The sequence below is a fragment of the Conexibacter arvalis genome (assembly GCF_014199525.1).
Taxonomy (GTDB): Bacteria; Actinomycetota; Thermoleophilia; order Solirubrobacterales; family Solirubrobacteraceae; genus Conexibacter; species Conexibacter arvalis.
The window spans coordinates 84323-110372 of sequence record NZ_JACHNU010000006.1 but is presented as its reverse complement, the minus strand read 5'-3'; the positions used below and the strand labels follow the sequence as shown (position 1 = coordinate 110372).

Sequence of the window (26050 nt, the reverse complement as noted above, 5' to 3'; positions counted from 1 at the left end):
ACAGGCCCCGATTCAGACGACCCGGGTAGGTCCCTCACACATGGAAGCGATCGACGTCCATCACCTCGGTATCGAGCGCGTCATCTGCGCCTGGAAGGCCGGCGACGTGCTCGTCGACCCCGGCCCCGAGCCGGCCCTGCCGACGCTGCTGGAGGCGCTCGGCGACTGGCGCCCGCGCGCCCTGCTGCTGACCCACATCCACCTCGACCACGCCGGCGCGACCGGCGCGCTGGCCGCCCGCTGGCCCGACGTCGAGGTCTACGTCCACGAGCGCGGCGCGCCGCACGTGATCGACCCCTCCAAGCTGATGGGCAGCGCAGGCCGCCTCTACGGCGAGGACAACATGAAGCGGCTGTGGGGCGACGTGCTGCCGGTGCCGGCCGAGCGCGTCCACGCGCTCACCGGCGGCGAGTCGCTGCCGCTGGCCGGCGGCATCCGCGTCGCCTACACGCCCGGCCACGCCTCCCACCACGTCGCCTACCTGCACGAGGAGAGCGGCCGCGCCTTCGTCGGCGACGTCTGCGGCGTGCGGATCCCGCCGTCGCGGCTGGTGATCGCGCCCACGCCGCCCCCCGACATCGACGTCGAGGCGTGGGAGGCCTCGCTCGACCTGATCGCCGACTGGAGACCGGCCAGCCTCGGCCTGACCCACTTCGGCGCGGTCGACGAGCCCGGCGCCCAGCTCGAGGCGGTACGCGCCTCGCTGCGCGACCTCGCCGGACTCGCCCGCCGCGGCGACGCCGACATGCTGGAGAACGCCGTCCGCGGCGCGATCGAGCGCGAGACCGACGGCCCCGCGACCGCCCAGGCCTACGAGGCCGCGGTGCCGCCGTCGCATCTCCACCTCGGCCTCGAGCGGTACTGGCGCAAGCGCGCCGAGCGCGAGGCCGACGCGGCGACCGGGCCGCGCTAAGGTCCGTCGGCGATGGGACAGACGATCGAGAAGCCGCGCGTCAGCGGCCCGGGCTCAGGGCTCGGCGGCAACTGGCGCGTGATCGTCAAGAACGACGACCACAACACCTTCGACCACGTCGCCCACACGCTCGCGCGCTACATCCCGGGCATCACGATCCCGGTCGGCTACCAGTACGCCGACCGGATCCACCACACCGGCCTCGCGATCGTCTGGAGCGGGGTCAAGGAGGTGGCGGAGCTGTACTGGGAGCAGCTCGCCGGCGCCGGGTTGACGATGGCCCCGCTGGAGCAGGGCTGAGCCGCCGGCTCGCCCTACCCCTTGACGGTGAAGGCGAGGTCGCGGCGGACGCCCTCGCCGCGGGTCGGCAGCGCGCTGACCGTCACGGCCAGCCCGCCGGCCCGCCGCGCGAGGCTGCGCGAGCTGGTCAGCGGCACGCGCCACGTCATCGTGCGGTTGCGCGCCAGGGAGACGCGCTTGGTCGCCATCGCGAAGCCGCCGGCGCGGGTCATCCGCAGCGTGCCGGCGCAGCCGGGGCCGTCGTTGGCGAGCAGGCCGATCGCCGTCTGGCAGCGGACGCGGACGACGATCGCGCCGCGCTGCAGCGGCAGCGTCGGCTTGACGCGGATCGTGCTGCGGTCGTTGTCCTCGCGGCCGGGGAACGGGTAGATCAGCGTCGGTATCGACATGCGGGCGCCGGCGCGCGGGCCGACCTGGCCCCGCTCGCAGTCGATCGACGGGTCGTCGCGCTCGTCGAGGATCACGGTGTCGCGGCCGCCGCCGCACGCGACCGACTGGGCGAGGCCGTCGCGCAGCTCGAAGCGGTCGGCGCCGGCGCCGCCCTCGATCTGCTCGACGTCGCGGGCGATCGTGTCGCCCTCGTCGCGGGCGCCGCTGGCGCCGTCGGCGCCGATCCGGACCGTCACGCCCTCGCGGCGCGGCCGCAGGTCGCCGTTGGCCGCGATCTGGTCGACGTAGGTGACGAGGTCCTCGTCGTCGCCGCCGCGCAGCACGTCGGCGCCGCCGCCTCCGCCGATCACGTCGCGGCCGGGGCCTCCGTCGATCACGTCGTCGCCGGGACCGCCGATCAGCACGTCGTCGCCCGGCCCGCCGATCAGCTCGGCCGGCAGCGCGGCGCGGATGCGGACGTCGCTGCCGCTCACGCCGGCGGTGACGCGGATCCTCGCGATCCCGTCGGCCTCGCAGTCGGCGCGGTAGCCGTCGGCGCTGACGGTGCAGGCCGAGCCGGGGGCGACGGCGATGCGGCTGCCGTTCTCGTCGAGCCGCAGCATGCGGCCCGACTCGGAGACGATCACGTTGATCGGGTCGCCGGCGTCACCGGCGTAGACGAGCGTGTCGCCGTCGATCGCGACGGTGCCGCCGGCGAGCGCCGGGGCGGCCGTCACGCCGCACGCGAGCATGGCGAGCGGGGCGGCGAGGCGGAGACGGGAGATTCTCATGTGAGGAGGAGAGGGTGCGGGTGCCGACGTGGGGGAGCGACACCGCCGCGGCCGGCCGTGGCCGCGGCGACGTCGACATGGTACGTGTCGGAACCGGCGGGAGAGGCGAAGGTTGCGGTCGGCGCCGGAGCCAGGTCCGGCGCCGGGGCGGGCGGGCCGCTACGCGGCCGCGAGCGCCTTCTCCTTGCGCTTCTGCTTCTCGGCGCTGACCGTTCTGACGTTCCAGACGAGGCCGAGCTTCTCCATCGCGTAGATCACCATCGCCGAGGGGTCGGCCGCTCTCTCCCAGCGCTTGAGGCCGTGGGAGGCGGAGGTCGGGAAGGCGTGGTGGTTGTGGTGCCACGCCTCGCCGAGCGAGGGGATCGCGAGCCAGACGTTGTTGGTCGACTGGTCCTCGATCTCGAAGCGGCGCTTGCCGAAGTAGTGGCAGACCGAGTTGACCGACCAGGTGACGTGGTGGATCAGGAAGATTCGCACCAGGCCGCCCCAGACGAAGCCGGTCAGCGCGCCCATCGGGTCGAAGCCGGTCAGGACGAATCCGAACAGCGCCGGCAGCGCGAGCGACAGCAGCACCCACACCGGGAACATCTTGTTGACCCAGCGGATCGCTCTGTCTCTGATCAGGTCGGGCGCGTAGCGGTGGGCCGAGGCGCGGCCGTGGTGCTCGCCGTCGAGCAGCCAGCCGACCTGCGCGTGCCAGAGGCCGTGGAGGGCGCCCTTCAAGCCGCCGTCGTGGCCGAGGTGGGGGCTGTGCGGATCGCCGTCCTCGTCGGCGAAGGCGTGGTGCTTGCGGTGGTCGGCGACCCACGTGATGACGCTGCCCTCGATCGCCATCGAGCCCGCGATCCCGAACAGCACGCGCAGCGGCTTGGAGGTCTCGAACGAGCGGTGCGTGAACAGCCGGTGGTAGCCGATCGTCACGCCGAAGCCGGTGAAGAGGTAGAAGCCGGCCATGATCGCGATGTCGGTCCAGCCGACGGCCTTGTTCCACAGCAGCACGATCGCCGCGAGGATGCCGAGGACCGGGAGGAAGACCGCGAGAAGGTTGTAGATGCGGGCAGGGCGGGTCATGGGATTGCACCCTATGACGGAATTCGCCCCGTGTCCTCGTCTGGCCTCAACGTATCGGTCGCCGGAAATTGTAAGGTCCTTACAAATGTCGAGCGATGCCTCGATCCTGCGCCCGTGGCATGAGCTGCCGCCGGAGGTGGCGGCGGTCCTGCGCCCGGAGCTGCCGGCGCTCTCGCGCGAGATCATCGACGCCGTGCGCGTCGAGGTGCCGTCGTACGCCCGCGGCCTCGAGGGGCCGTTTGGCCGCGGTCTGACCGCCGGCGTCGAGGAGGCGCTGCGCCAGTTCGTCGACGGGATCGAGGCCGGCGGCAGGATGCCACGCGCCCGCGTCTACGTCGACCTCGGGCGCGGCGAGATGCGCGCCGGCCGCTCGCTCGACACGCTCCTCAACGCCTACCGCGTCGGCGCGCGCGTCGCGTGGCGCCGGTTCGCGGCCGCCGGCGAGGCGGCCAGGCTGCCGCCGCCGACGCTCTACCGGCTGGCGGAGTCGATCTTCGCCTACATCGACGCGCTGTCGGCGAAGTCGGCCGAGGGCTACGCGCTGGAGCAGTCGGCGGCGGCCGGCGAGCGCAACGCCCGCCGCCAGCGGCTGGTGCGGCTGCTCGTGCGCGACCCGCCGGCCGACCCGCACGACGTCGAGGACGCGGCGCGCGAGGCCGACTGGCGGCTGCCCGAGGCGCTCGCCGTGCTCGCCTTCCCGGAGCAGGAGCGAGGCCGCGTCGTCGGGCGCCTGCCGGCCGACGCGATCGTCGAGCTGGTCGGCGACGTCGTCGTCGCGATCGTCCCCGACCCCGGCCGCTCGGACCGCCGCCGTCAGCTCGCGCGCGCCGTCGGCCCCCGCCACCACGCCGCGCTGGGGCCGTCGGTCCCGTGGCACGAGGCGGCGCTCAGCCTCGCGCGGGCGCGCGACGTGCTGGCGCTCGTCGCCGAGGATGCGGTCCCCGGCCACGGCGTCATCCGCGCCGACGACCATGCGGCGGCGCTGCTGCTGCGCAGCGACCGCCGGCTGGCGCAGGAGCTGATCGACGCGAGGCTCGCGCCGCTCGACGGGCTCCCCGCCGGCAGCCGCGCGCGCCTGCTGGCGACGCTCGCGGCGTGGATCGCGGCGCAGGGCCGGCTGCAGGTCGTCGCCGAGCAGCTGCACGTCCACCCGCAGACGGCCCGCTACCGGCTCGGCCAGCTGCGCGAGCTGTTCGGCGAGGCGCTCGACGACCCGCGCCAGCGGTTCGAGCTGGAGCTGGCGCTGCGCGCCGACGGGGCGCTGTAGCGGCCGCGCGCCGGCGTGGGCGGCGGCGAACTGCGGCCAGCCGCCGAGCGGCCGGATAGGTTCCTCACGGATGCCCCGCTCAGGCGCCTCCGTCAGCCGCCGCACCCGCTGGTTGATGATCGGCGCGATCGTGCTCGCGAACGCGATCGGCACGCTCGTCGTCGTCGCCTTCGCGCTGCTCGTGCTGCCGAAGCCCGACGGCGAGGTCGACGGCGGCGTGCTGGCGCTCAACCTCGGCCTCGCCGGCCTGTACGTGCTGATCGCGATCCCGGTCGGGGTCGTGTGGGGGAGACGGCTGGTCGAGGGCGGCCGCGACGGCACCGGCGCCTGGCTGGCCGCCGAGCGCGACCCCGACGCGGCCCAGCGCGCCCGCGTCCTGCGCGCGCCGCTGCGGATCACGCTGATGCAGCTGGCGCTGTGGATCCCGGCGGTCGTCGCCTTCTCTGCGATCGACGCGATCGTCTCGCCGCTGCTCGGCCTCGGCGTCGGGCTGACCGTCGCGCTCGGCGCGCTGACGGTCGCCTCCTTCTCCCACGGCCTCGCCGAGCTCGCGCTGCGGCCGGTCGTGGCGCGGGCGCTCCAGCACCACGCCCCCGAGCGCCGCGGCGTGCCCGGCGTCGCGACCCGCTGGCTGCTCGGCTGGACGCTCGGCACCGCGGTGCCGGTCTTCGGCCTGGTTCTGACGGGGATCGTCGCCTTCACGAACGTCGACATCACGACGACGAGACTGGCGATCGTGATCGTCGTGCTCGGGCCGATCGCGCTCGGCTTCGGCGCGCTCGTGACGCTGCTGGCCGTCTACGCGACGGTTCAGCCGATCCTCGTCATCCGCCGCGCGCTGCGGCGCGTCGAGGAGGGCGACTACACCGTCGAGGTCGCCGTCACCGACGGCAGCGAGATCGGCGAGCTGCAGTCCGGCTTCAACGCGATGGCGGCCGGCCTGCGCGAGCGCGAGCGGATGCGCGACCTGTTCGGCCGCCAGGTCGGCGCCGACGTGGCGAGGCAGGCGCTCGAGCAGGAGGTCCGCCTCGGCGGGGAGACGCGCGAGGTCGCCGTGCTCTTCGTCGACGTCGTCGGCTCGACGGCGCTGGCGGCGAGACGGCCGCCGGAGGAGGTCGTCGCGCTGCTCAACCGCTTCTTCGCCGACGTCGTCGACGCCGTCGAGGGCAGCGGCGGCTGGGTCAACAAGTTCCAGGGCGACGCGGCGCTGGCGATCTTCGGCGCGCCGCTGGAGCTCGACGACAAGGAGGCGCGCGCGCTGCGGGCGGCGCGCGAGCTGCGCGCGCGGCTGGCGGTCGGGTCGGCCGGGCTCGACGCGGGCATCGGCGTCTCCAGCGGGCTGGCGGTCGCCGGCCACGTGGGGGCCGAGCGGCGGTTCGAGTACACCGTGATCGGCGACGCCGTCAACGAGGCGGCGCGCCTGTCGGAGCTGGCCAAGCGGGAGCCGGGCCGCGTGCTCGCCTCCGGCGCGGCCGTCGCGCGCGCCGGCGAGGAGGCGGTCGCGTGGGCGCTCGACGGCGAGGTGACCGTGCGCGGCCGCTCCGAGCCGACGCGACTGGCGCGCCCGGCGGCGGCCGGCTGACCGCCGCGCCCCGCGGCGCCGCCGCGCCACGCGCCGCGCCGCCCGCGCCCTGCGCACGCCGCGCCCCGCGCACGCGCCGCGCCCTGCGCACGCCCCCTCAACGACGTCGCGCCCGCCCCGCACGCGGCGGGACGGGCGCGAACGCCAACGCTTGCGCGGTGGGGCTAGGCGGCCTCGTCGGCGGCGGGAGCCGGCGCCTCGACGGCGACCGGAGCCTCCTCGGCCGGCTCGACCTCGTAGCGGGCGATCACCTCGTGCCAGACGTACAGGACCGGCACCTGGTACCAGCCCGCGTATCTGGCGCGGAATTGGACCATCTCGGGGCCCTCCCAGAAGGTCTCCCAGGCCAGTCTCGACTCGAACCAGATCATGTGCGTGAATCTGTAGCGATCGTCGCGCGACTGGTGGATCTGGATCTCGGTCGCGCCGTAGCGCAGCGCGATCGGGGCGACCTCCTGCAGGGCGGCCGCGACTCTGTCCTGACGGAAGACCGTCGCGTACCAGGGGATGTGAACGACACCGGCCATAAGAACCTCCTGGTGGTGCGCTACGCGCCCACCTCTGCTCGGATCGCACCCGGACCGTCGGCGGTCTTGCCCTGTCCTTCGGCGGTCGCGCCGACGAGGATCGCGATCTTGCCGAGGTGCTTGTTGTCTCGGAGAAGCTGATGGGACTCCGCGACCTTGTCGAAGCCCATCGTCTGCCACAGCACCGGTCGGATGAGCGACTGCTCGATCAGCTCGTTGGCCTTCGTCGCCTCCCAGGCGTTCGCGAAGTGTGAGCCGATGATCTGCTTCTGCTTCATCCAGAGGTACCGAACGTCGAAGTCGAGCTGATAGCCCGAGGTCGCGCCGCAGATCACGACCTTACCGAACGGCTTGACGCAGAGGACCGACGTCGGGAACGTCGCTCTGCCGACGTGCTCGAAGACGATGTCGGGGGCGCCGCCGAGCTTCTCCTCGACCGCCTTGCAGAAGCGCCGCGACTCCTTGAAGCGGGCCTTCTCCTCCTCGGGCGACTCGCCGCCCCTGCGCATCATGCCCTTGAACTCGTTGCGGTCGATGTAGTCGACGGCGCCGAGCTGCTTGATCAGCTCGCCCTTCTCCGGCGAGGAGACGACGCCGACCGCCTGCGCGCCCGCGATCTTGCAGAGCTGGACGGCGAAGACGCCGAGGCCGCCGGCCGCGCCCCAGATCAGCACGCGGTGGCCCGGCTGCAGGCTCGCCTGGTCCATCAGCATGCGGTAGGCGGTGAAGTACGTGAGGCCGTAGGAGGCGGCCTCCTCCCAGGACAGGTGTCTGGGCTTGGGCAGCAGCTGCTGCGCCTGCACCTTCGTGAACTGGGCGAACGAGCCCCACGTCGTCTCGTAGCCCCAGATCCGCTGCGACGGCGCCGCCAGCGGGTCGAGGCCGTGGACCTCGGGATCCTCGTAGGAGGTCTGGTTGCAGTGGATCACGACCTCGTCGCCGGCCTTCCAGCGGGTGACGCCGGGGCCGACCTTCCAGACGATCCCGGAGGCGTCCGAGCCGCCGATGTGGTGACCGTACTCGGGGTGGTCGCCGTACTTCATCACCGAGACCGGCTCGCCGAGGGCGGCCCAGACGTTGTTGAAGTTGACGCCCGCGGCCATGACGCGCACGACGACCTCGAAGGCGCCCGGCTCCGGAGTCTCGATCTCCTCCAGCTGGAAGGCGTCTACCGGCTCGCCGAACCGCTCCTCGCGGATGACCCAGGCCGTCATCGTCGCCGGAAGCGTGCCCGGCTCGGTCTCGATGCTCGCGATCTGGCTCACGTCAACAGCCACTGAAACCTCTTCCCTCTCGTGGACGGACGGCCATGGTAGGTCCGGGCCGGCGCGATGGACGCCGGTTCCTGCGGACGCTGCCGTTCAGTCGAGGAAACGGGCGCGCTTGAACCACAGCACGAGCGCCAGCGCAGCCACGAGGCCGCCGCCGACGCCGAGCACGAGGAAGCTCGCGAACGACGTTATGTGGCGCACCAGCCAGCCGAAGTTCATCCCGAAGAAGCCGGTCAGCGCCGTGATCGGCAGGAAGATCGTCGAGACGAGCGTCAGCTGCTTCATCACCGCGTTCATGCGGTTGGAGGTCGTCGACAGGTAGACGTCCATCAGGCCGGTCAGCAGGTCGCGGTAGGAGTCGACGAGGTCCGAGAGACGGATCAGGTGGTCGTAGACGTCGCGGAACCAGTCGCGCGAGCCGAGCGACAGGCCGGGGAGGTCGGCGAGGTCCTCGATCGCGCGCTGCATCAGGTCGCGCTGGGGCGTGACGACCCGGCGCAGCCTGCCGAGCTGGCGCTTGAGCTGGAAGACCTCCTGCAGCTGGCGGTCGCTCGCCTCCAGCAGGATCGCGTCCTCGAGCGCGTCGATCCGCTCGTCGATCGCGTCGAGCAGCGGGAAGAAGGTGTCGGTCAGCGCGTCGACGATCCGGTAGATGACGAACTCCTCGCTCTCCGGCTCGCGCTCGGCAGCGAGCCGGCGCCGCAGGTCGTCGAGCGCGCCGCAGCGCCGCCGGCGGACCGTCACGACCCAGTCGCCGCTGACCAGCAGGTGGACCTCGACGAGCGCCGGGCTCTCGTCGTCGCTGCCGTCGCCGTCGTCGGGCCGGCCGCCGCCGTCGGCGACCGCGCCGTAGAAGACGAGCAGGAGCTGGTCGCCGTAGCGGTCGAGCTTCGGCCGCTGGTCGAACTCGCGCGTGTCCTCGACGGCGAGCGGATGCCAGCGGAAGCGCTCCGCGAGCGCGGTCAGCTGCTCGTCGCTCGGCGCGACGACGTCGAGCCAGAAGAACTCTCTGCTCGCCGTCAGCGCGTCGAGCCGGGCGTCGTCGATCGCATCGAGCACGTGCATGGCCGTCCGTCGCACGCTAGCGCGCGACGGACGGCCGGGCGCTCCCGTCGCCGGCGCTACGCGGCCGCCGGCTCGGGCTCGGGCTCGGGCGCCAGCTCGGGGACGGGCTCGGGCGCGGTCGGGCGGCCGCCGGAGATCAGCGCCAGCGCGACGAAGGCGCCGGCGATCGCGATCGCGCCGCTGATCTTCATGCCGGTGCCGAAGGCGGAGATGAAGGCGTCGCGGCTGGCCTCGACGATCTGCTGCGGGCCGCCGGCGACCCCACCGCCGCCCAGCGACTCGGCCAGCCTCTCGCGCGCGGGCGCGGGCAGCGACGGCAGCGCCTCGTCGAGCTTGGCGCTGCCGACGGTGGCGACGACCGCGCCGAAGATCGCGACGCCGAGCGAGGAGCCGACCATCCGGCCCATCGAGAGGACGCCGGAGGCGACGCCCGCCTTCGTGCGGTCGACGGCGTTCATCGCCGCGGTCGTCATCGGCGACATCACGAGGCCCATGCCGACGCCCATCAGCACGAACGAGGGCAGCAGGAAGCCGTAGCCGGTATCGGAGGTCAGGAACGACTGCCAGATCTGCGACGCGCCGGTGATCAGCATGCCGCTGACGAGCAGCGGCTTGGGGCCGATCGTGTCGGTGAGGCGGCCGGCGAGCGGCCCCATCACGATCAGCACGAGCGTCGTCGGCAGGAATCGCACGCCCGCCTCCAGCGCCGAGTACCCAAGGATGTTCTGCATGTACAGGGCGGTGAAGAAGAACATCGCCATCATCCCGAAGGAGACGATGAAGCCGACACTGGCGGCGCCCGCGAACTGGCGCGATCTGAAGACGGCGAAGTCGACCATCGGCGCCTTCACCCGCCGCTCGACGAGCGCGAAGGCGGCGAGCGCGGCGACGGCGAGCGCGAACAGCGCGAGGATCCGCGGCGAGCCCCAGCCCCAGCGGTTGGCCTCGATCAGGCCGAGCACGAGCGCGGTCAGGCCGACGGTCAGCGTCGCGATGCCGGCGTAGTCGATCGTCCGCCCGACCGTCTCGTCGCGCGACTCGCGCACGGCCGTGATCGAGACGGCGATCGCGGCCGCGGCGACCGGGAGGTTGAGGAAGAAGATCGCGCGCCAGGAGACGTGCTCGGTCAGGAAGCCGCCGACCACCGGGCCGATCGCGAGCGCGAGCGCCGAGACGCCGGCCCACGTGCCGAGCGCCCTGCCGCGCTCGTGCGGCGGGAAGGCGTTGGTGACGATCGACAGCGTCGCCGGCATCATCATCGCGGCGCCGATCCCCTGGATCGCGCGGCCGACGATCAGCGCCGTGTCGGTCGGCGACAGGCCGATCGCCGCGCTGGAGAGCGCGAACACCGTCACGCCGATCAGGAAGATCCTGCGCCGGCCGAAGATGTCGCCGAGCCGCCCGCCGACGACGAGCAGCACCGCGAGCGAGAGCGTGTACGCGTTGATCGTCCACTCGAGCGCGGCGAGGTCGGCGTCGAGGTCCTGCTGGATCGACGGCAGCGCGACGTTCACGACCGTGTTGTCGAGCATCAGCATGAACAGCGCGAAGCACATCGCTCCGAGCGTCCACCAGCGGCGGTTGTCCTCGGTCAGCCTGAGGGCTCTGATCCGTTGTGTCATCTGGAGGGGCCTTCCATCGACGGTTGGAGATCGAGCTGGTCGAGCAGCGGCGCGAGCGCCGCGGCGAGCGCGCGGCGCTGGTCCTCGTCGAGCGTCGCGGTGAACTCGGCCAGCAGCGAGACGTTGGTGGCGTGCAGCTCCCGGATCGCGTCGCGGCCGGCGTCGGTCAGGTGGACGCGCTTGACGCGGCGGTCCGACGGGCATTCGAGCCGCTCGACGTAGCCGCGCTGGTGGAGGCCGTCGACGGCGCGGCTGGCGGCGGCGAGCGAGAGGCGGAACTGGTCGCCGAGCGCCTTGACGCTCAGCTCGTCGTCGCGCTCGCGGGCGAGCAGGTGCAGCATCTTGAACTGCGTGATCGACAGCCCCATGTCGGCGAGCATCTGGAAGGTGTCGCGCGCGACCCGCTGGTTGAGCGTGAAGAACATCGCGTAGAGGTCGCGGGCGAGCGCCTTGGGGGTCGCGGAGCTGCCGGAGGTTGCTTGCACGCGATCAACTATTGCGCGCAATCGTGGATTGCGCAAGGGCAATCAAGATGAGAGCGTGCTCATGCGGCCGCGGCCTGGTGGCGGCGAGCGGCCGGAGGGGTGGCGGGTCGCGTGGCAGGCGCGACCGGCGGGGCCGCGCGTTCTGGCCGCGCGGCGAGCGACCGCTGGTGCGGCGGCTAGGGGAGGAGCAGGTCGGGCTGGGCGCTCGGGCGCTCTCTGCCGACGGTGAGCGTCGCCGCGCGCGGGCGCCCTCTGTCGGTGACCGTGACGAGGCAGTCGCCCTCGACGAGGTCGACCGACAGCCGCGCCGTCCCCTGCGGGTTGATCGGCCCGCTCGCCGTGTCGGTGTCGACGCAGGCGCTGCTCGTGCCGGCCGGCGCTTCGAGGCGGACGTCGCGCGAGCGGCTGCTGAGGTTGGCGACGGTCAGCGTCACCGGCCCCGCGCCGATCACCGCCGGCGACACGTGGACGCGCTTGTCGTTGACGCTCACCGAGACGTTCTGCGGTCTCGGCGGCCGGGGGTCGTTCGCATAGTCGTCGGACGATCCGCACCCGACGACCAGCATCGCGACGCACATCGCCCCCACCATCCGCTTCCGCATCGTGGTCCTGATCTCCTCTTCGCTTCCGATCCGCCCAGCCGGTCTCTGGCGCGTCGGCACGCACTCCTGTGACGGTGGCGGAACCCTACCCGACTGACCAGTCAATCGCGAGCGGTTCACTCACGCTTCACCGTCCAATTCGGTGTTTCACCAGGTATCTGTGTGCATCGACAGGGCGACGCCGCGACCGTGCGCGGGCCGCGCGCGCCCCTGGGCGGCCGTGGCGCGCCGGCGTTCGGTCCTGAAACGCGAAGAGGCACGGTCCCGGTCGTCGACGACCAGGACCGCGCCTCTTCGACCGGCCGCGCGGTGCGGCGGCTCGCAAGCTAGACGGAGGTGTTCCCGCCGGCGTCGCCCGCGGCGGCCCCGACGAGTCTCTGGCGCTCGGTGTCGAGCTCGTGCAGCTCATGCTGCAGACGCTCCCACGAGATCAGCTCGGCGTCCTCGTACTCGGGACCGGCGAGCTCGCTGATGCTGCTCCGGTAGTCCTCCCACGCCGTGCGCATGCGGTCGTCCAGCTCTCTGAGCTGGCGGTCGGTGTCGTGGTCGGCTGCGAACGTCGTCATCGGGCGCCTCCTTCCTTCGATGGTGCCCCCGTGCTGTGAGGACACTGTACCCGGGCTGGCGGTCGCGAACATCACCACCAACGGATGAACCAGGGATGGGTTGCGGCCAGCGGTGCGCCAGCGCGCGCTCAGAACGGCAGCTCGACGACCTCGGCGGTCGCCGCGCCGGCCTGGACGGTCGCGCCCGGCTCGGCCTCGCGGCGCACGAGCGCCAGCGCGATCGGCCCGTGCCGGGGCGAGCGCGCGACCCCGCCGACGGCGCCGACCCGTCTGCCGTCGAGCGTCAGCTCGGTCCCCGGCGCGACCGGCTCCGACAGGCGCAGCCCGCGCAGATGGCGGTTCGGCTTCCCCTTGTAGAAGAGGCGGGCGACCGTCTCCTGGCCGACGTAGCAGCCCTTCGTGAACGAGACGGCGCGCTCGTTGAGGCCGGCCTCCTGCGGGATCGTCGCGTCGTCGAGGTCGACCCCGTAGCGGGGCCGGCCGGCCTCGACGCGCAGCGCCTCGGCGACCTCCTCGTCGACCGGCGTCGCGCCGCGGGCCGCCAGCGCCGCCGCCAGCTCGGCGGTGCGGCCGCTCTCGACGATCAGGTCGACGCCGGCCCAGGTCGCGACCAGCCGCAGCGGGATCCCGTCGAGCTCGGCGGCGACGTGGTCGTGCTCGGCCGTGCCGAGCGACGCGGCGGCGTCGCCGAGCAGCGCGCGCGACTCCGGCCCGACCAGCGACAGCAGCCCGCGCTCCAGCGTCCGTCTGTGCAGCTCGACGTCGAAGCCGAGCGAGTAGCGGCGGATCATCGTGAAGAGCGCCTGCAGGGCGACCCGCTCGGTGTCGAGCAGGAGCTCGTCGCCGGCGTCGAGGATCCGCAGGTCGCCGAGCATCTTGCCCTTGTTGGTGAGGAAGGCGGCATAGGCGCCGCTGCCCGGCTCCAGCGCCTCGACGTCCTGCGTCACCTGCCCCTGGAGGAATCTCTTCGCCTCGCCGCCGGTCAGCGCGAGCTTGCCGCGCTCCGAGCGGTCGACGAGGCCGGCGCCGGCGCGCACCGCGCGCTCCTGCTCGCTCAGCTGCCCGGTCGTGCTCATGCATCTCACGATAGTGGCGGACGGCGCACGACCGGTTTTTTGGCGTGCCATAATCGAAGCCATGGTCTCGCCCGCGTCGCAGCCGCACTCGTCCGCCGTCGAGGACTACGCGAAGGCGATCTACGCGCTCGAGACGCGCGGCGGCGGCGAGGCCGTCACGACCAACGCGCTCGCCGACCGCCTCGGCGTGACGCCCGGATCGGCGTCGGGGATGGTGCGCAAGCTCGACGAGCTGGGGCTGGTCACGCACGTCCCCTACAAGGGCGTCGTGCTGACCGAGTCGGGCCGCAAGGTCGCGCTGGAGGTGCTGCGCCACCACCGGCTGATGGAGCAGTTCCTCGCTGAGTCGCTCGGGATGCCGTGGGATCGCGTCCACGCGGAGGCGGAGGTGCTCGAGCACCACATCTCCGAGGAGCTGGAGGAGCTGATCGCGGCGAAGCTCGGCAACCCGACCCACGACCCGCACGGCGACCCGATCCCGACCCGCGAGCTGGAGATCGAGGAGCGCGACAGCGAGAAGCTGTCGGCGCTGGAGCCGGGCGAGCACGGCACCTTCACGCGCATCTCCGACCAGGACCCGGCGATGCTGCGGTACCTCTCCGAGCGCGGCATCAGCCCGGGCGACCGCTTCGAGGTGGTCGACAAGCAGCCGTTCGACGGACCGCTGTTCGTCCGCTTCGGCGCCGACGAGGCCGTGCACGTGCTCGGCGGCGCCCTCGCCGCCGCGATGCGCGTCGAGGTAACGAGGTGAGCCCGCCGCCTCCGCCCACCTCCACTCCGGAGGGCAGGGCTGGGGCGGTCGCGCTGCCGGCGCTGTCGAAGCTCCAGCAGATCCGCTCGCGCAGGGGCCTGCGCGGAATCCTGCCGCTGCTGGGACCGGCCTTCGTCGCCGCGATCGCCTACGTCGATCCCGGCAACTTCGCGACGAACATCGACGGCGGCGCCAGCTACGGCTACACGCTGCTGTGGGTCGTCCTCGTCGCGAACCTGATGGGGATGCTGATCCAGACGCTGTCGGCGAAGCTGGGGCTGGCGACCGGCCGCAACCTGCCCGAGCTGTGCCGCGAGCGGCTGCCGCGGAAGGCGAGCGTCGGGCTGTGGATACAGGCCGAGCTGATCGCGATGGCGACCGATCTGGCCGAGTTCATCGGCGCCGCGATCGCGCTCAACCTGCTGTTCGGCGTCCCGCTCTTCACCGCCGGCCTGATGACCGGCGCCGTCGCCTTCGCGATCCTCGCGCTGCAGGCGAAGGGCTACCGCCGCTTCGAGCTGGCGATCTGCGGGATGCTCGCGGTGATCCTGCTCGGCTTCCTCTACGACGCGCTGAAGGTCGGGCCCGACGCGAGCGGCGTGCTGAGCGGGTTCGTCCCCGGCTTCGCGGGCGGCGACTCGGTCCTGCTCGCCTGCGGGATCCTTGGCGCGACGGTGATGCCGCACGTGATCTACCTCCACTCGGCGCTGACGCAGGAGCGGATCCCGGCCGAGGACGAGGAGGAGAAGCGCCGTCTGTTCCGCTTCCAGACGATCGACGTCGTGATCGCGATGTCGCTGGCGGGGATCGTCAACATGCTGATGCTGGTGATCGCGGCGTCGCTGTTCCACGGCTCGTCGCTCGGCGACGTCGACACGCTCGAGGGCGCCCACCAGGGCTTCGAGACGCTGATCGGCGGCGGCGCCGCGCTCGCCTTCGCGCTCGCGCTGCTGGCGTCGGGCTTCGCCTCCTCGTCGGTCGGCACCTACGCCGGCCAGGTGATCATGTCCGGCTTCATCGCCCGCACGATCCCGCTCGTGCTGCGGCGGCTGATCACGATGACGCCCGCGCTCGTCGTGCTGGCGCTGGGCCTCGACCCGACGCGCTCGCTCGTGATCAGCCAGGTCGTGCTGTCGTTCGGCATCCCGTTCGCGCTCGTCCCGCTGATCGTGCTGACCGGCGACCGCGACGTGATGGGGTCGCTCGTCAACCGCCCGCTGACGCGCGTCGCCGCCTGGGCGATCGCCGCGGCGGTGATCGCGCTGAACGTCTTCCTGCTCTATCAGACGTTCGCGGGGTAATCTTCGGCTCCATGCCTCTCGCCGACACCTTCCAGCAGATCGTCGACTCGCTGCCCGACGACTGGACCGACCTCGAGCTCGACCTGCGGATCGAGGACGAGTCGCGCTACATCGAGGCGGCGACCTACCTCGTCACGTGCAACGCCCAGCCGTACTCGAGACACGACTGGCACTGGCGGATCCTCTGCGCCCACCGCTTCGGCAACGCCGCCGCGGTCCCGGCCGTCCGCGCCGCGCTGAGACTGCTCGACCAGGCCGGGATCGTCGCCGAGCTCGCGCTGCGCGAGGTGCGCAGCGGCCGCGTCGAGGTGACGCAGATGTGGGGCCGGCCGGAGTCGGTCCGGCGCGAGTTCCGGGAGCTGCGCGCCCAGTAGGGCGCTTGCCAACGCCGTCCGAGACAGGGGGCTGATGCCGTCGTGGGTGTCGCAGTGGTGACAGGCGCTTCGAGCGGGATAGGCGAGGCGACCGCGCGGCGGCTCGCGCGCGACCCGCAGACGAGGCTGGTGCTGGTTGCGCGCCGCAGGGAGCGGCTCGACAAGCTCGCCTTCGAGCTCGGCGGCGCGACCGTCGTCGCCGTCGACCTGACCGACGACGACGCGCCGAGAGCGGTCCGCGAGGCGCTCGAGCGCGACCACGGCGGGCGGCTCGACCTGCTCGTCAACAACGCCGGCGCCGGCTGGGGCGGCTCGTTCGCGACGAGAGGGTACGAGGAGGTGCGCCGGACGATGGCGCTCAACTTCGACGCCGTCGTGCGCCTGACCGAGGAGCTGCTGCCGCTGCTGCGCGCCTCCGCGCCGTCGGCGATCGTCAACGTCGCCTCGACCGCCGGGCGGGTCGGGCGGGCGAAGAGCGGCGCCTACTCGGCGTCGAAGTTCGCGCTCGCCGGCTGGACCGACTCGCTCCATCTGGAGGAGAAGCGCGCCGGCGTCCACGTCGGGCTGGTGCTGCCCGGCTTCGTCGCGACCGAGGGCTTCCCGCAGGAGTCGCTCGTGAAGAGCCCGCTGACGCGCTGGATCGTCTCGACGCCCGACAAGGTCGCGCGCGCGATCCTCGACGCCGGGCCCGGCGGCAGGGCCGAGCGCTACGTGCCGCGGCCGTACGGCCTGGCAGCGGCGCTGCGCGTCGTCGCGCCGAGCCTCGTGCGGCGGGTGCTGTCGCGCTGAGGCGGGACGGTCGCGCGCGGGCCGTCGCCGGGAGCTCGCGCGCGGGCCGTCGCCGACGCCTCGACGGAGGAGCCGGCGAGGGGCGGTGCGCGGCGCGGTTCGACGCGCGGCGTGCGCGCCGCGCCGCCGGCTCAGGAGACGTGGTTGGTCTTCGCGGCGGCCGGCACGAGCCCGGCGTCGTAGCGCCGGTCGTCCTGCGGCAGCGCGCCGAGCTGGCGTCCCGGCGGGAACAGCCGCGTCGCGCCGGCGTCGAACGCCCGCTCGATGCGGCCGCGGTCGAGGCCGGGGAAGAGCGCCTGCAGGTCGCTGAGGCTGCTGGCCGGATCGGTCAGCGCCGACTCGTAGCTGCGCAGGAGCGCGCGCACGGCCGCGCGCGCGAGCGCGGGATCGTCCTCCAGCGCGGACCGTCTCGTCGCCAGCACGAGCGTCGGCGCGCGCTCGCCGTCGGGCTCGTTGGCGAGCGCCATGATCCCGATCAGCTCGTCGTCGTCGGTGAGCGCGCGCGCCGGCACGGCGGCGAACTCCGCTCTGCCGTCCTTCAGCGCCCGCGCGCCGGCGCCCGGCGATCTGCCCGGCTCGACGGCGAAGTGGACGCCCTCGGCGCCGTCGAAGTTGCGCTCGACCGCGGTCGCGATCGGCGCGTCGAGCGCCCGCGGTCTGCCGGCGAGCACGAGCCGCGCGTCGAGCTCGGGGCGGTCGGGGGTCGCTGCGCCGCCGCAGCCGGCCGCGGCGAGGGCGAGCGCGGCGAGCGCGGCGGCGGAGCGGAGGCGGGGGAGGCGCATACGCCCAGCAGCATGCCAGCCCGCCGCGACCCGCCGCCGCCCGCCCCCGCGCCCAGCGGACCGGCCTCCCCAGCGGACCGGCCTCCCGAGCGGACCGGCCTCCCCAGCGGAGCCGCCCCCGACGCCGACCCGCCCCCGACGCGGACCTCTGTCATCCGATGCACGCTCAGCCGGCATCGGATGACAGAGGTCGGCCTTCGGGGCTGGCGCGTGCGGGCTAGCATCGGAGCGATGGCGAAGCTGCGCACGGCGTTGATCGGCTACGGGCTCGCGGGCGAGGAGTTCCACGGGCCGCTGCTCGAGCGGGCGAACGGGATCGAGGTCGCGACCGTCGTCACCGGCGACCCGGAGCGGGCCCGGCGGGCGCGGGCGGCGCACCCCGACGCGCAGGTGCTCGAGCGCGCGGAGCTGGTCTGGGAGCGCGCCGCCGACCACGACCTCGTCGTCGTCGCCACGCCGAACGACAGCCACGTGCCGCTCGCGCGCAAGGCGATCGACCACGGCCTCCCGGTCGTCGTCGACAAGCCGCTGGCGGTCACGGCCGCCGACGCCGGCGCGCTCGTCGAGCACGCCGAGCGGGCCGGCGTGCTGCTGACCGTCTTCCACAACCGCCGCTACGACGCCGAGCAACGGGCGCTGCGCGCGCTTCTGGCCGACGGCCGCCTTGGGCGGCTGCTGCGCGTCGAGGCGCGGCTGGAGCAGTGGCGCGGCGACGCGGCGCGGACGCCGTGGCGGCGCTCGCAGGACCCCTCGGCCGGCGGCGGCATCCTGCTCGACCTCGGCTCGCACCTCGTCGACCAGGCGATCGCGCTGCTGGGCCCGGTCCACGCCGTCTACGCCGAGATCGACCGACGCGACGGCGGCGTCCCCGACGACGTCTTCCTCGCGCTGCGCCATCGCACCGGCGTCCGCAGCCACCTGTGGGCGGCCGATCGCGTCGCGCCCGGGCCGCGGCTGCGCGCCGTCGGCACCGACGCGGCCTACGTCGCGCACGAGCCCGACCCGCAGGAGGCCGCGCTGAGCGCCGGCCGCCCGCCGCACAGCGCCGCCCCGGACCACTGGGGGCGGCTGCTGACCGCTCCCGGCGACGTCGGCGAGGCGGTCGCCTGCCCGCCGGGCGGCTGGGAGTCGTTCTACCCGGCGGTCGCCGCCGCCGTCCGCGGCGAGGCCGATCCGCCGGTCGCGCCGCGCGACGCGCTCGCCGTCATGCTGGTGCTCGAAGCGGCGCGCGAGAGCGCCGAGCGCGGCCAGGTCGTCGAGCTCGGCGGCGCGCCGGCGACGCGGCGACTGCTTCCGTAGCGGCGCGGTCTAGACTGCCTCGGCATGGCGCGCCGGGTCACCTTCAGCCGCAATCTGACGCTCTCCCTCTCGCGCTCCTGCCAGTGCTACTGCAAGTACTGCGCCTTCTCGACCCACCAGGCGCATCTGCACGCGCCCAAGGAGGTCGAGCGGATCCTCGACGGCGCCGCGCGGCGCAACGTCAAGGAGCTGCTCGTGCTGACCGGCGAGAAGCCGGAGGTCAACCCGGTCGTCGCGAGACGGCTGGCCGACTACGGGCACGAGGACTTCACCTCCTACGTCGTGTGGGCGTGCGAGCGGGCGCTGGAGCGCGGGCTGCTGCCGCACACCAACCTCGGCGTCCTCAGCCGTGAGGACCTCGCCCGCCTGCGCGAGGTGACGGCGTCGCAGGGGCTGATGCTGGAGTCGATCTCCGATCGCCTGATGGAGACGGTCCACGCGGGCTCGCCGACGAAGCACCCGCAGCGGCGGCTGGAGACGATCCGCTGGGCCGGCGAGCTGAGAATCCCGTTCACGAGCGGGATCCTCGTCGGCATCGGCGAGAGCGAGGAGGAGCGGATCGCCTCGCTGGAGGCGCTGGCCGCCGTCAACGCCGAGTTCGGCCACATCCAGGAGATCATCCTCCAGAACTTCGTCCCGCACGACCGCTACTACGGCAGAGACGTCGGCGCGATCGCCGACGAGGCGGCGCGCGCCTACTGGCGCACCGGCGTCGCCGACGGCCGCCCCGACCTGCCGCTGCCGAGGTGGGCGACGCCGGTCACGGTCGAGGAGATGAAGCGGCTGGTGCGCGAGACGAGACGGCTGATGCCGGGCGTCGGCATCCAGATCCCGCCAAACCTCGCCGACTGGTGGGACGAGCTGATCGGCGCCGGCGCGACCGACCTCGGCGGCCTCTCCGCCAACGGCGACCACATCTCGCCCGAGCATCCCTTCCCGTCGCCCCATCAGGTCCGCAGGAGACTGCAGCGCAGAGGGATCGCGCTGACGGAGCGGCTGTGCGTCTACCCGCAGTACATCGACAGCGGATGGATGGCGCAGGGCGTGCTGGACGCGGTGAAGCTGAAGTACTGGTCGTTCATCCCGCGGCGCGGCTCGGGGCGGACGGAGGCGCCGTTCGCGATCAACGGCGATCTGGTCGGCCCCGCGGTCGAGAAGGCGCGGCATGGCGGCGCGCTCGACGAGCGGGAGCTGACGGCGCTGTTCGCGGAGCGGCGGCCGGAGGCGGTCGAGGCGATCCGGGTCGCGGCCGACGAGCTGCGGGCGGAGCTGGCGGGCGAGACGGTGACGTTCGTCGTCAACCGCAACATCAACATCTCCAACGTCTGCACGGTCGGGTGCGCCTTCTGCGGGTTCGGGCAGGGGAAGCGCTCGCCCGACGCCTACGAGCACTCCGAGGAGGAGTTCGTCGCGCGGGTGGAGGACGCGGTCGCCTACGGGGCGAGCGAGCTGTGCATCCAGTCGGGCATCCATCCCGACTGGGATCTCGAGGAGTACCTGCGCTGGCTGCGAGTCGCCAAGCGGGTCGCTCCGGAGATCCACCTGCATGCGTACTCGCCGATGGAGATCGCGCACATGCAGGACATCACGGGCCTGCCGCTGGCCGAGATCTTCGCGCGGCTGCGCGACGCGGGCCTCGGCTCGACGCCCGGCACAGCGGCGGAGGTGCTCCACGACGGGGTACGGGAGCGGATCAGCCCGAACAAGCTGCCGGTGGCGCGCTGGGTCGAGGTGATCGAGGCCTCCCACGCGGCCGGGCTGCGGTCGACGAGCACGGTGATGTTCGGGCACATCGAGGAGCCGTGGGAGCTGGCCGAGCACATGCGCGTGATCCGTCAGCTGCAGGAGCGGACCGGCGGCATCACCGAGTTCGTGCCGCTGTCGTTCATCCCGTTCCAGACGCTGCTGGGCCGCACGCACGGGGTCGCGGAGATCGACCGGGACGACAACCTCAAGCACACCGCCGTCTTCCGCCTCGCGCTCGGCCGCACGATCCGCAACGTCCAAGCCTCCTGGGTCAAGATGGGCCTGGACGCCGCCACCGAAGCGCTGCGCTGGGGCGTCAACGACCTCGGCGGCACGCTGATGGAGGAGAGCATCAGCCGCCTCGCCGGCTCCCAGCACGGCACCAAGCTCGACCCGCCGCAGCTGATCGACGCCGCCCACCACGCCGGCCGCCCGGCTGCCGAGCGCACCACGCTCTACGACATCCGCCGACGGTGGGAGATCGGCGAGCGGCCGGTCGCCGCGGCCGCCGCGCCGGCCTGCGGGTGACGCTCCCCCCGACCGGGGGGAATTGCGGCGCATCGGGTTCCCGGCGGGCGGGAGGAGGAGGAACCTCGCACCCGTGCCGTGCGAGACCGCCCACTTCCGTCCGGCCGACAGCGGCGTCCTCGTCGCCGCGGCGCTGGCCTGTCCGGTCTGCCTCTCCTCGGCCGTCAGGTGGTCGCTCCTCGGCGGGCGATACGATCGTCGGGCATCGTGCGCCTGCACGGCCTGCGGTCACGAACGTGACGTGTTCCTCACGCCAGAGCAGGCGCTCCGCCTGTCGCTGCATCGGACATGTCCGCTCGACCTGACGTTCCACTCGCCCGACCTGCTGACCGCGCTCTGAGCGGCGAGGCTCCGCTGCCGCCCCGGCCCGCCCACGAGCCGAGCCTGTTCGCCGGCGTCGAACCGCTCGAGGTCTTCGTCGACCTGCTCTCCGAGATCGAGAGCGACACGACCTCGAGCGAGTTCTACCACCGCATCTGCGAGGCGATCTGCCGTCTCACGACGATGCGCCGCGCGGCGATCTTCCTCTACGACGCCGGCCGCATGCGCGTCCGCGCCGTCGGCTCGCACGGCATCTCCTTCACGCGCCTGGCGAAGCTGCGGCCGACGCTCCACGACGCGCCGATCGCCCAGCGGGCGCTGCTGGAGGATCGCGTGATCGTCGTCAGCTCGGCCGAGATCGACAGAGAGGTCCCGCCCGACTACGCGAAGCTGCTCGGGATCACCTCGCTCGTCTGCACGCCGCTCGCCGCCGCCGGCCACCGCTACGGCGTGATCGTCGCCGACCGCGGCGCCGGCGACTTCGACCTCTCCGACGGCGAGCGCCACCTGATGTGGACGCTCGGCAAGACCGCCGCGCTCGCCGCGACCGCGCGCAACGCGACCCGCCAGCAGGAGCGGACCCGCCGCCTCGGCGAGCGGATCGACCTCGCGCGCGAGATCCACGAGCGCGTGATGCAGCGGCTGTTCGGCGTCTCGCTCGTGCTCAGCGCGCAGACCGACCTGACGCCGGAGCTGCGCGAGCGCTGCAGCGCGGAGATGGGCGAGGCGCTCGCCGACCTGCGCTCGGCACTGGAGCGGCCGCTGGCGCCGATGGCGTACGAGACCGGCACGACCCTGCGCGCCGAGCTCGACCGCCACGCGCGCGAGAGCCAGCTGCCGATCGTGCTGCGGTGGGACGAGGGCGTGCAGGTGCCGCGCAAGCTCGAGGGCCTCGCGCAGTCGGTCCTCGGCGAGGCGCTGCGCAACGTTCGCAAGCACGCCGACCCCTCGCGCGTCTCGGTCACGGTGCAGCGCGACGACGACACCTTCACGCTGGCGGTCCGCAACGACGGCGTCACCGGCGAGCGGCCGGCCGCCGGCAGCGGCGGCATGGGCCTGCGGCTCGCCGCCTTCGAGGCGCTCCAGCACAACGGCTTCGTCGAGTTCGGACCGGAGAAGGGCGCCGAGCCGCCCGGCTGGCGGGTCCGGCTCGTCGTCCCGATCCAGCCTGACCAGACGGAGGACGCATGAACGTAGGGGGCCTGCCGGCGGGAGTCGAGTCGGAGCGGCGGCTGCGAGTCCTCGTCGTCGACGACCACGACGTCGTCCACTGGGGCTTCCGCCTGCTGCTCGGCGAGCAGTCGTGGGTCGAGCGCTGCGTCGCCGCCAGAAACGCCGGCGAGGCGCTGGAGCTGACGAAGCGCTACCGCCCGCACGTCGCGCTCGTCGACCTGTTCGTCGGCGACGAGTCGGGCGCCGACATCTGCGAGTCGATCCGCTCCTCCTCGCCGGAGACGCGCGTGCTGCTGATCTCCGGCGCCGGCAGGATCTCGCCGCACGCGGCGAAGGCGGCCGGCGCGTCGGGCTTCGTCTCCAAGGACTGGGGCGCCCACGACGTCGCGATGGCCGTCCGCATGGTCGGTCTCGGCATGACGATGTTCCCGCCCCAGGCCGAGCAGCCCTCGACGCTGCTGTCCGAGCGCGAGCGGGAGGTGCTCGACCTGATCGCGACCGGCTCGACCAACCGCGAGATCGCCGAGCAGCTCTACCTCTCGCCGCACACGGTCAAGGAGCACACGAGCGCGCTCTACCGCAAGCTGAAGGCGCGCAACCGCGCCGAGGCGGTCCAGCGCGCGCAGCGCATCGGGCTGCTCGGATAGCGCACGTCAGGGCCCCGACGGGCCCGCGCCGGCGCGGCGACGCGCCGGTCGCCGCGGGCGGCGACCGCTGCGGCCCGCTGCTACACGCTTTCCCTGCAAATGTCACACGTGCCCCACGGGGGTCCGTCGCCTCCCCCCCGACCGGGGGGAACCGCCTTCTCGCAGGGTGGAAGGGGGCCATAACGCGCAGAAGGATGCTGCTCGTGAAGACGGCAGTTCTCTTTCCCGGGCAGGGCTCGCAGACGCCCGAGATGCGCGACCTCGTCGCCGCGCACCGCCCCGACCTGATCGAGCTCGCGCTGGAGGTCGTCGGCGACGACCCCTTCGCCCGCGTCGACGACGGCACCCGCTTCGCCCAGCCGGCGATCTACTGTGCCTCGGTCGTCGCCTGGGAGCGGCTGGCCGCCTCCGGCCTGCGGGCCGACGCGCTCGCCGGCCACTCGCTCGGCGAGGTCGCCGCGCTCGTCGCCGGCGGCGTGCTCTCGGCCGAGGACGGCCTGCGCCTCGTCGCCACGCGCGGCCGGCTGATGCAGGAGTCCGGCGAGCGCAAGGGCGACGGCTCGATGCTCGCGCTGCTGGGCACCGGCGCCGCCGAGCGCGCCGCACAGGTCGCCGAGCCGCACGGCCTCACCGTCGCCAACGACAACGCGCCCAACCAGGTCGTGCTGTCGGGCTCCAGAGCGGCCTTCGAGGAGGCGACCGCGACCGCCAAGGGGCTCGGGCTGCGCGCCGTGCCGCTGCCGGTCACCGGCGCCTTCCACTCGCCCTTCATGGCCGAGGCGGTGCCGGAGTTCCGCGCCGCGCTCGACGCGATCGACTTCGCCGCGCCGTCGATCCCCGTCGTCTCCTCGATCACGACCCAGCCGTTCGACGACGTCGCGCAGCGGCTCGCCGAGGCGCTGACGATGCCGGTCCGCTGGCGCGAGACGATCGTCGCGCTGAGCGACGACGGCGCGACCCGCTTCGTCGAGACCGGCCCCGGAAAGGTCCTCACCGGCCTCGTGCGGCGGACCGTCAGCGGCGTCGAGGCGCTGACCGCCGAGCAGCTGGAGGCCGCGAGTGCCTGAGCAGGCCCCGACCGCGGCCGGGATGCGCGCGCCGTCGCCGGCGCTGTCGCGCGGCGCCGCGATCCGCTCGGTCGCGGCCGTGCTGCCCGAGACGGTCGTCCACAACGACGCCGTCGCCGCGCGGATCGGCAAGAGCGACGACTGGATCTACACCCGCACCGGCATCCGCGAGCGGCGCGTCGCCAGAGACGACGAGCGGCTGGCCGACTTCGCCACCGAGGCCGGGCGGATCGCGCTCGAGCGCGCCGGCGTCGCCGGGCCCGAGCTCGACCTCGTGCTGGTCGCGACGATGACGCAGGACGAGATCACGCCGAACACCGCGCCGCTCGTCGCGCACGCGCTCGGCGCCGAGCGCGCCGGCGCGATCGACGTCGGCGCCGCCTGCACCTCGTTCCTGTCGGCGCTCGCGCTCGCCGCCGCCCAGGTCGAGAGCGGCCGCGTCGACAGGGTGCTCGTCGTCGGCGCCGACTTCATCAGCCGCATCACCGACCACGACTCGAAGGCGACGGCGATGCTGTTCGCCGACGGCGCCGGGGCGGTCGTCGTGACGCCGGCCGATCCCGCCGACGCCGACGAGGTCGGCTCGATCGGGCCGATCCTGCTGCACGCCGACGGCGCCGAGCCGGAGATCCTCTACGCGACGCGCGAGCGCGGCACGATCGAGATGGACGGCCACGAGACCTTCAAGCACGCCGTCAACAGGATGGCGGCGGTCACGCGCGAGGCCGTCGCGGCCGCCGGGCTCGAGCTCGGCGACATCGAGCTGTTCGCCTACCACCAGGCGAACGGGCGCATCGTCCGCGCCGTCGGCGAGCGGCTCGCGCTCGACCCGGCGAGGGTCGTCGACTGCATCGAGAAGACGGGCAACATGTCCGCCGCCTCCATACCGTTCGCGCTCGACGCGGCGCGCCGCGACGGCCGCCTGCGGCCGGGCGCGCGCGTCCTGCTGAGCGCCTTCGGCGCCGGCTTCACGTGGGGCGGCGGCGTCATCCAATGGGGAGGAACCCTTTGAGCACCACCGACCGCAGAGGCTGTGCCCTCGTGACGGGCGCCTCGCGCGGCATCGGCGCCGCGACCGCCAAGGTCCTGGCCGCCGACGGCTGGCCGGTCGGCGTCGGCTACAACAGCGGCGCCGCCGAGGCCGAGGCCGTCGTGAAGGAGATCGAGGCGGCCGGCGGCCGCGCCGTCGCGCTCGGCGGCGACGTCGCCGACACGGCTGTCCTCGACGCCCACTTCACGGCGCTGGAGGAGCGCTTCGGCACGGTGCTGGTGCTCGTCAACAACGCCGGCGTGCGGCGCGACGGACTGTCGCCGCAGATCAAGGACGACGACTGGGCGGCGGTGCTCGAGACCAATCTCGGCGCCGCCTTCCGCGCCACGCGGCGGGCGATCCCGCCGATGCTCAAGGCACGCCACGGACGGATCGTCAACATCGCCTCGGTGGTCGGCCTGCGGGCCAACCCCGGGCAGGCGAACTACGCCGCTTCGAAGGCCGGTCTCGTCGGGATGACGAAGACCGTCGCCGCGGAGGTCGCGCGCCGCGGGGTGACCGTGAACGCGGTCGCGCCAGGGCTGATCGCGACCGACATGACCGCGGACCTCGACGGCGAACTGTTGAAGGTCGTGCCGGCCCGCCGGCCCGGGACGCCGGAGGAGGTGGCGGCATGCGTCCGCTTCCTCGCCTCCGACGAAGCGGGCTACGTGACCGGCGCCACGCTCACCGTCGACGGCGGCATGTCCGCCTAGACCATCCCCAGCAAGAGGA

General features: G+C 73.3%; 27 protein-coding genes. 16 read left to right on the top strand and 11 right to left on the bottom strand.

Going from position 1 to position 26050, the window contains the following annotated elements:
• Positions 1 to 40 precede the first annotated feature (40 nt).
• Both BDZ31_RS18605 and BDZ31_RS18600 read left to right on the top strand, forming a co-directional pair.
• On the top strand, positions 41 to 913 hold the full coding sequence (locus tag BDZ31_RS18605; RefSeq protein ID WP_183343918.1) for an MBL fold metallo-hydrolase: 873 nt from the start codon (positions 41 to 43) through the stop codon (positions 911 to 913).
• A 12-nt stretch (positions 914 to 925) separates the two neighbouring features.
• Positions 926 to 1213 carry an ATP-dependent Clp protease adaptor ClpS gene (locus tag BDZ31_RS18600; protein ID WP_183343916.1) on the top strand — a complete coding sequence of 96 codons (288 nt, stop codon included), beginning with the start codon at positions 926 to 928 and terminating at the stop codon, positions 1211 to 1213.
• A 14-nt stretch (positions 1214 to 1227) separates the two neighbouring features.
• Here the strand turns inward: BDZ31_RS18600 and BDZ31_RS18595 are convergent, their stop codons facing one another.
• Both BDZ31_RS18595 and BDZ31_RS18590 read right to left on the bottom strand, forming a co-directional pair.
• Positions 1228 to 2373: a calcium-binding protein gene (locus BDZ31_RS18595; protein ID WP_221243168.1), complete on the bottom strand. Its 1146-nt coding sequence runs from the start codon at positions 2371 to 2373 to the stop codon at positions 1228 to 1230.
• Between the two features lie 159 nt (positions 2374 to 2532).
• Positions 2533 to 3444 carry an acyl-CoA desaturase gene (locus BDZ31_RS18590; protein WP_183343914.1) on the bottom strand — a complete coding sequence of 304 codons (912 nt, stop codon included), beginning with the start codon at positions 3442 to 3444 and terminating at the stop codon, positions 2533 to 2535.
• A gap of 85 nt (positions 3445 to 3529) precedes the next feature.
• On the opposite strand from BDZ31_RS18590, the gene BDZ31_RS18585 reads away from it, so the two are divergent.
• Together BDZ31_RS18585 and BDZ31_RS18580 are read left to right on the top strand one after the other, a co-directional pair.
• Positions 3530 to 4711, top strand: coding sequence for a PucR family transcriptional regulator (locus BDZ31_RS18585; RefSeq protein WP_183343912.1), 1182 nt, complete (start codon positions 3530 to 3532; stop codon positions 4709 to 4711).
• Positions 4712 to 4781: 70 nt separating this feature from the next.
• Positions 4782 to 6293: an adenylate/guanylate cyclase domain-containing protein gene (locus BDZ31_RS18580; RefSeq protein ID WP_183343910.1), complete on the top strand. Its 1512-nt coding sequence runs from the start codon at positions 4782 to 4784 to the stop codon at positions 6291 to 6293.
• Between the two features lie 164 nt (positions 6294 to 6457).
• Here the strand turns inward: BDZ31_RS18580 and BDZ31_RS18575 are convergent, their stop codons facing one another.
• From BDZ31_RS18575 to ygfZ, 8 genes are all read right to left on the bottom strand, one after another.
• Positions 6458 to 6820 carry a hypothetical protein gene (locus BDZ31_RS18575; protein ID WP_183343909.1) on the bottom strand — a complete coding sequence of 121 codons (363 nt, stop codon included), beginning with the start codon at positions 6818 to 6820 and terminating at the stop codon, positions 6458 to 6460.
• 20 nt (positions 6821 to 6840) lie between these two features.
• On the bottom strand, positions 6841 to 8097 hold the full coding sequence (gene ccrA, locus BDZ31_RS18570; protein ID WP_183343907.1) for a crotonyl-CoA carboxylase/reductase: 1257 nt from the start codon (positions 8095 to 8097) through the stop codon (positions 6841 to 6843).
• Between the two features lie 84 nt (positions 8098 to 8181).
• Positions 8182 to 9156: a magnesium transporter CorA family protein gene (locus BDZ31_RS18565; RefSeq protein WP_183343905.1), complete on the bottom strand. Its 975-nt coding sequence runs from the start codon at positions 9154 to 9156 to the stop codon at positions 8182 to 8184.
• 56 nt (positions 9157 to 9212) lie between these two features.
• Positions 9213 to 10778, bottom strand: a complete 1566-nt coding sequence (locus tag BDZ31_RS18560; protein WP_183343902.1) for an MFS transporter — start codon at positions 10776 to 10778, stop codon at positions 9213 to 9215.
• The gene (locus tag BDZ31_RS18555; RefSeq protein WP_221243167.1) at positions 10775 to 11263 is read right to left on the bottom strand and encodes a MarR family transcriptional regulator; all 489 of its coding nucleotides are present in this window, start codon (positions 11261 to 11263) and stop codon (positions 10775 to 10777) included. Before BDZ31_RS18555 ends, BDZ31_RS18560 begins: the two co-directional genes overlap by 4 nt.
• A gap of 176 nt (positions 11264 to 11439) precedes the next feature.
• A complete protein-coding gene (locus BDZ31_RS18550) occupies positions 11440 to 11865 on the bottom strand; it encodes a hypothetical protein (RefSeq protein WP_183343900.1) in 426 nt (141 codons plus the stop codon).
• Between the two features lie 326 nt (positions 11866 to 12191).
• Positions 12192 to 12431 carry a hypothetical protein gene (locus BDZ31_RS18545; RefSeq protein ID WP_183343898.1) on the bottom strand — a complete coding sequence of 80 codons (240 nt, stop codon included), beginning with the start codon at positions 12429 to 12431 and terminating at the stop codon, positions 12192 to 12194.
• Between the two features lie 128 nt (positions 12432 to 12559).
• The gene (ygfZ, locus tag BDZ31_RS18540; RefSeq protein WP_183343895.1) at positions 12560 to 13507 is read right to left on the bottom strand and encodes a CAF17-like 4Fe-4S cluster assembly/insertion protein YgfZ; all 948 of its coding nucleotides are present in this window, start codon (positions 13505 to 13507) and stop codon (positions 12560 to 12562) included.
• A 61-nt stretch (positions 13508 to 13568) separates the two neighbouring features.
• On the opposite strand from ygfZ, the gene BDZ31_RS18535 reads away from it, so the two are divergent.
• The 4 genes from BDZ31_RS18535 to BDZ31_RS18520 are packed head-to-tail and all read left to right on the top strand — an operon-like array spanning position 13569 to position 16722.
• The gene (locus BDZ31_RS18535; protein ID WP_183343893.1) at positions 13569 to 14258 is read left to right on the top strand and encodes a metal-dependent transcriptional regulator; all 690 of its coding nucleotides are present in this window, start codon (positions 13569 to 13571) and stop codon (positions 14256 to 14258) included.
• On the top strand, positions 14255 to 15559 hold the full coding sequence (locus tag BDZ31_RS18530; protein WP_183343891.1) for an Nramp family divalent metal transporter: 1305 nt from the start codon (positions 14255 to 14257) through the stop codon (positions 15557 to 15559). The genes BDZ31_RS18535 and BDZ31_RS18530 overlap by 4 nt, the downstream gene beginning before the upstream one ends.
• An 11-nt stretch (positions 15560 to 15570) precedes the next feature.
• Entirely contained in the window at positions 15571 to 15933 is a 363-nt protein-coding gene (locus tag BDZ31_RS18525; protein WP_183343889.1) for a hypothetical protein, read from the top strand.
• A gap of 57 nt (positions 15934 to 15990) precedes the next feature.
• Entirely contained in the window at positions 15991 to 16722 is a 732-nt protein-coding gene (locus BDZ31_RS18520) for an SDR family NAD(P)-dependent oxidoreductase (protein WP_343075629.1), read from the top strand.
• Positions 16723 to 16853: 131 nt separating this feature from the next.
• Here BDZ31_RS18520 and BDZ31_RS18515 read toward each other — a convergent pair whose 3' ends face one another.
• The gene (locus tag BDZ31_RS18515) at positions 16854 to 17504 is read right to left on the bottom strand and encodes a hypothetical protein (protein ID WP_183343884.1); all 651 of its coding nucleotides are present in this window, start codon (positions 17502 to 17504) and stop codon (positions 16854 to 16856) included.
• Positions 17505 to 17735: 231 nt separating this feature from the next.
• On the opposite strand from BDZ31_RS18515, the gene BDZ31_RS18510 reads away from it, so the two are divergent.
• From BDZ31_RS18510 to fabG, 8 genes are all read left to right on the top strand, one after another.
• Entirely contained in the window at positions 17736 to 18803 is a 1068-nt protein-coding gene (locus tag BDZ31_RS18510; protein WP_183343882.1) for a Gfo/Idh/MocA family protein, read from the top strand.
• Positions 18804 to 18827: 24 nt separating this feature from the next.
• Positions 18828 to 21077: a 5-amino-6-(D-ribitylamino)uracil--L-tyrosine 4-hydroxyphenyl transferase CofH gene (gene cofH / locus BDZ31_RS18505; RefSeq protein ID WP_183343880.1), complete on the top strand. Its 2250-nt coding sequence runs from the start codon at positions 18828 to 18830 to the stop codon at positions 21075 to 21077.
• Between the two features lie 73 nt (positions 21078 to 21150).
• The gene (locus tag BDZ31_RS18500; protein WP_183343878.1) at positions 21151 to 21417 is read left to right on the top strand and encodes a hypothetical protein; all 267 of its coding nucleotides are present in this window, start codon (positions 21151 to 21153) and stop codon (positions 21415 to 21417) included.
• Positions 21366 to 22589 (top strand): GAF domain-containing sensor histidine kinase, encoded by a 1224-nt coding sequence (locus tag BDZ31_RS18495; RefSeq protein WP_183343876.1) that lies wholly within the window; start codon positions 21366 to 21368, stop codon positions 22587 to 22589. Before BDZ31_RS18500 ends, BDZ31_RS18495 begins: the two co-directional genes overlap by 52 nt.
• The gene (locus BDZ31_RS18490) at positions 22586 to 23218 is read left to right on the top strand and encodes a response regulator transcription factor (protein WP_183343874.1); all 633 of its coding nucleotides are present in this window, start codon (positions 22586 to 22588) and stop codon (positions 23216 to 23218) included. Before BDZ31_RS18495 ends, BDZ31_RS18490 begins: the two co-directional genes overlap by 4 nt.
• A gap of 203 nt (positions 23219 to 23421) precedes the next feature.
• Complete coding sequence (locus BDZ31_RS18485; protein ID WP_183343872.1) at positions 23422 to 24285, top strand: acyltransferase domain-containing protein; 864 nt, start codon at positions 23422 to 23424, stop codon at positions 24283 to 24285.
• A complete protein-coding gene (locus BDZ31_RS18480; protein ID WP_183343870.1) occupies positions 24278 to 25297 on the top strand; it encodes a beta-ketoacyl-ACP synthase 3 in 1020 nt (339 codons plus the stop codon). The genes BDZ31_RS18485 and BDZ31_RS18480 overlap by 8 nt, the downstream gene beginning before the upstream one ends.
• On the top strand, positions 25279 to 26031 hold the full coding sequence (fabG, locus tag BDZ31_RS18475; RefSeq protein WP_183343868.1) for a 3-oxoacyl-ACP reductase FabG: 753 nt from the start codon (positions 25279 to 25281) through the stop codon (positions 26029 to 26031). The genes BDZ31_RS18480 and fabG overlap by 19 nt, the downstream gene beginning before the upstream one ends.
• Positions 26032 to 26050 lie beyond the last annotated feature (19 nt).

Excerpts from the sequence above, each read along its gene's own strand:
- BDZ31_RS18605 (WP_183343918.1), top strand. The coding sequence starts at position 41 with ATGGAAGCGATCGACGTCCATCACCTCGGTATCGAGCGCGTCATCTGC.
- BDZ31_RS18600 (WP_183343916.1), top strand. The coding sequence starts at position 926 with ATGGGACAGACGATCGAGAAGCCGCGCGTCAGCGGCCCGGGCTCAGGG.
- BDZ31_RS18595 (WP_221243168.1), bottom strand. The coding sequence starts at position 2,373 with ATGAGAATCTCCCGTCTCCGCCTCGCCGCCCCGCTCGCCATGCTCGCG.
- BDZ31_RS18590 (WP_183343914.1), bottom strand. The coding sequence starts at position 3,444 with ATGACCCGCCCTGCCCGCATCTACAACCTTCTCGCGGTCTTCCTCCCG.
- BDZ31_RS18585 (WP_183343912.1), top strand. The coding sequence starts at position 3,530 with ATGTCGAGCGATGCCTCGATCCTGCGCCCGTGGCATGAGCTGCCGCCG.
- BDZ31_RS18580 (WP_183343910.1), top strand. The coding sequence starts at position 4,782 with ATGCCCCGCTCAGGCGCCTCCGTCAGCCGCCGCACCCGCTGGTTGATG.
- BDZ31_RS18575 (WP_183343909.1), bottom strand. The coding sequence starts at position 6,820 with ATGGCCGGTGTCGTTCACATCCCCTGGTACGCGACGGTCTTCCGTCAG.
- BDZ31_RS18565 (WP_183343905.1), bottom strand. The coding sequence starts at position 9,156 with ATGCACGTGCTCGATGCGATCGACGACGCCCGGCTCGACGCGCTGACG.
- BDZ31_RS18560 (WP_183343902.1), bottom strand. The coding sequence starts at position 10,778 with ATGACACAACGGATCAGAGCCCTCAGGCTGACCGAGGACAACCGCCGC.
- BDZ31_RS18550 (WP_183343900.1), bottom strand. The coding sequence starts at position 11,865 with ATGCGGAAGCGGATGGTGGGGGCGATGTGCGTCGCGATGCTGGTCGTC.
- BDZ31_RS18545 (WP_183343898.1), bottom strand. The coding sequence starts at position 12,431 with ATGACGACGTTCGCAGCCGACCACGACACCGACCGCCAGCTCAGAGAG.
- ygfZ (WP_183343895.1), bottom strand. The coding sequence starts at position 13,507 with ATGAGCACGACCGGGCAGCTGAGCGAGCAGGAGCGCGCGGTGCGCGCC.
- BDZ31_RS18535 (WP_183343893.1), top strand. The coding sequence starts at position 13,569 with ATGGTCTCGCCCGCGTCGCAGCCGCACTCGTCCGCCGTCGAGGACTAC.
- BDZ31_RS18525 (WP_183343889.1), top strand. The coding sequence starts at position 15,571 with ATGCCTCTCGCCGACACCTTCCAGCAGATCGTCGACTCGCTGCCCGAC.
- BDZ31_RS18515 (WP_183343884.1), bottom strand. The coding sequence starts at position 17,504 with ATGCGCCTCCCCCGCCTCCGCTCCGCCGCCGCGCTCGCCGCGCTCGCC.
- BDZ31_RS18510 (WP_183343882.1), top strand. The coding sequence starts at position 17,736 with ATGGCGAAGCTGCGCACGGCGTTGATCGGCTACGGGCTCGCGGGCGAG.
- cofH (WP_183343880.1), top strand. The coding sequence starts at position 18,828 with ATGGCGCGCCGGGTCACCTTCAGCCGCAATCTGACGCTCTCCCTCTCG.
- BDZ31_RS18495 (WP_183343876.1), top strand. The coding sequence starts at position 21,366 with ATGTCCGCTCGACCTGACGTTCCACTCGCCCGACCTGCTGACCGCGCT.
- BDZ31_RS18490 (WP_183343874.1), top strand. The coding sequence starts at position 22,586 with ATGAACGTAGGGGGCCTGCCGGCGGGAGTCGAGTCGGAGCGGCGGCTG.
- fabG (WP_183343868.1), top strand. The coding sequence starts at position 25,279 with ATGGGGAGGAACCCTTTGAGCACCACCGACCGCAGAGGCTGTGCCCTC.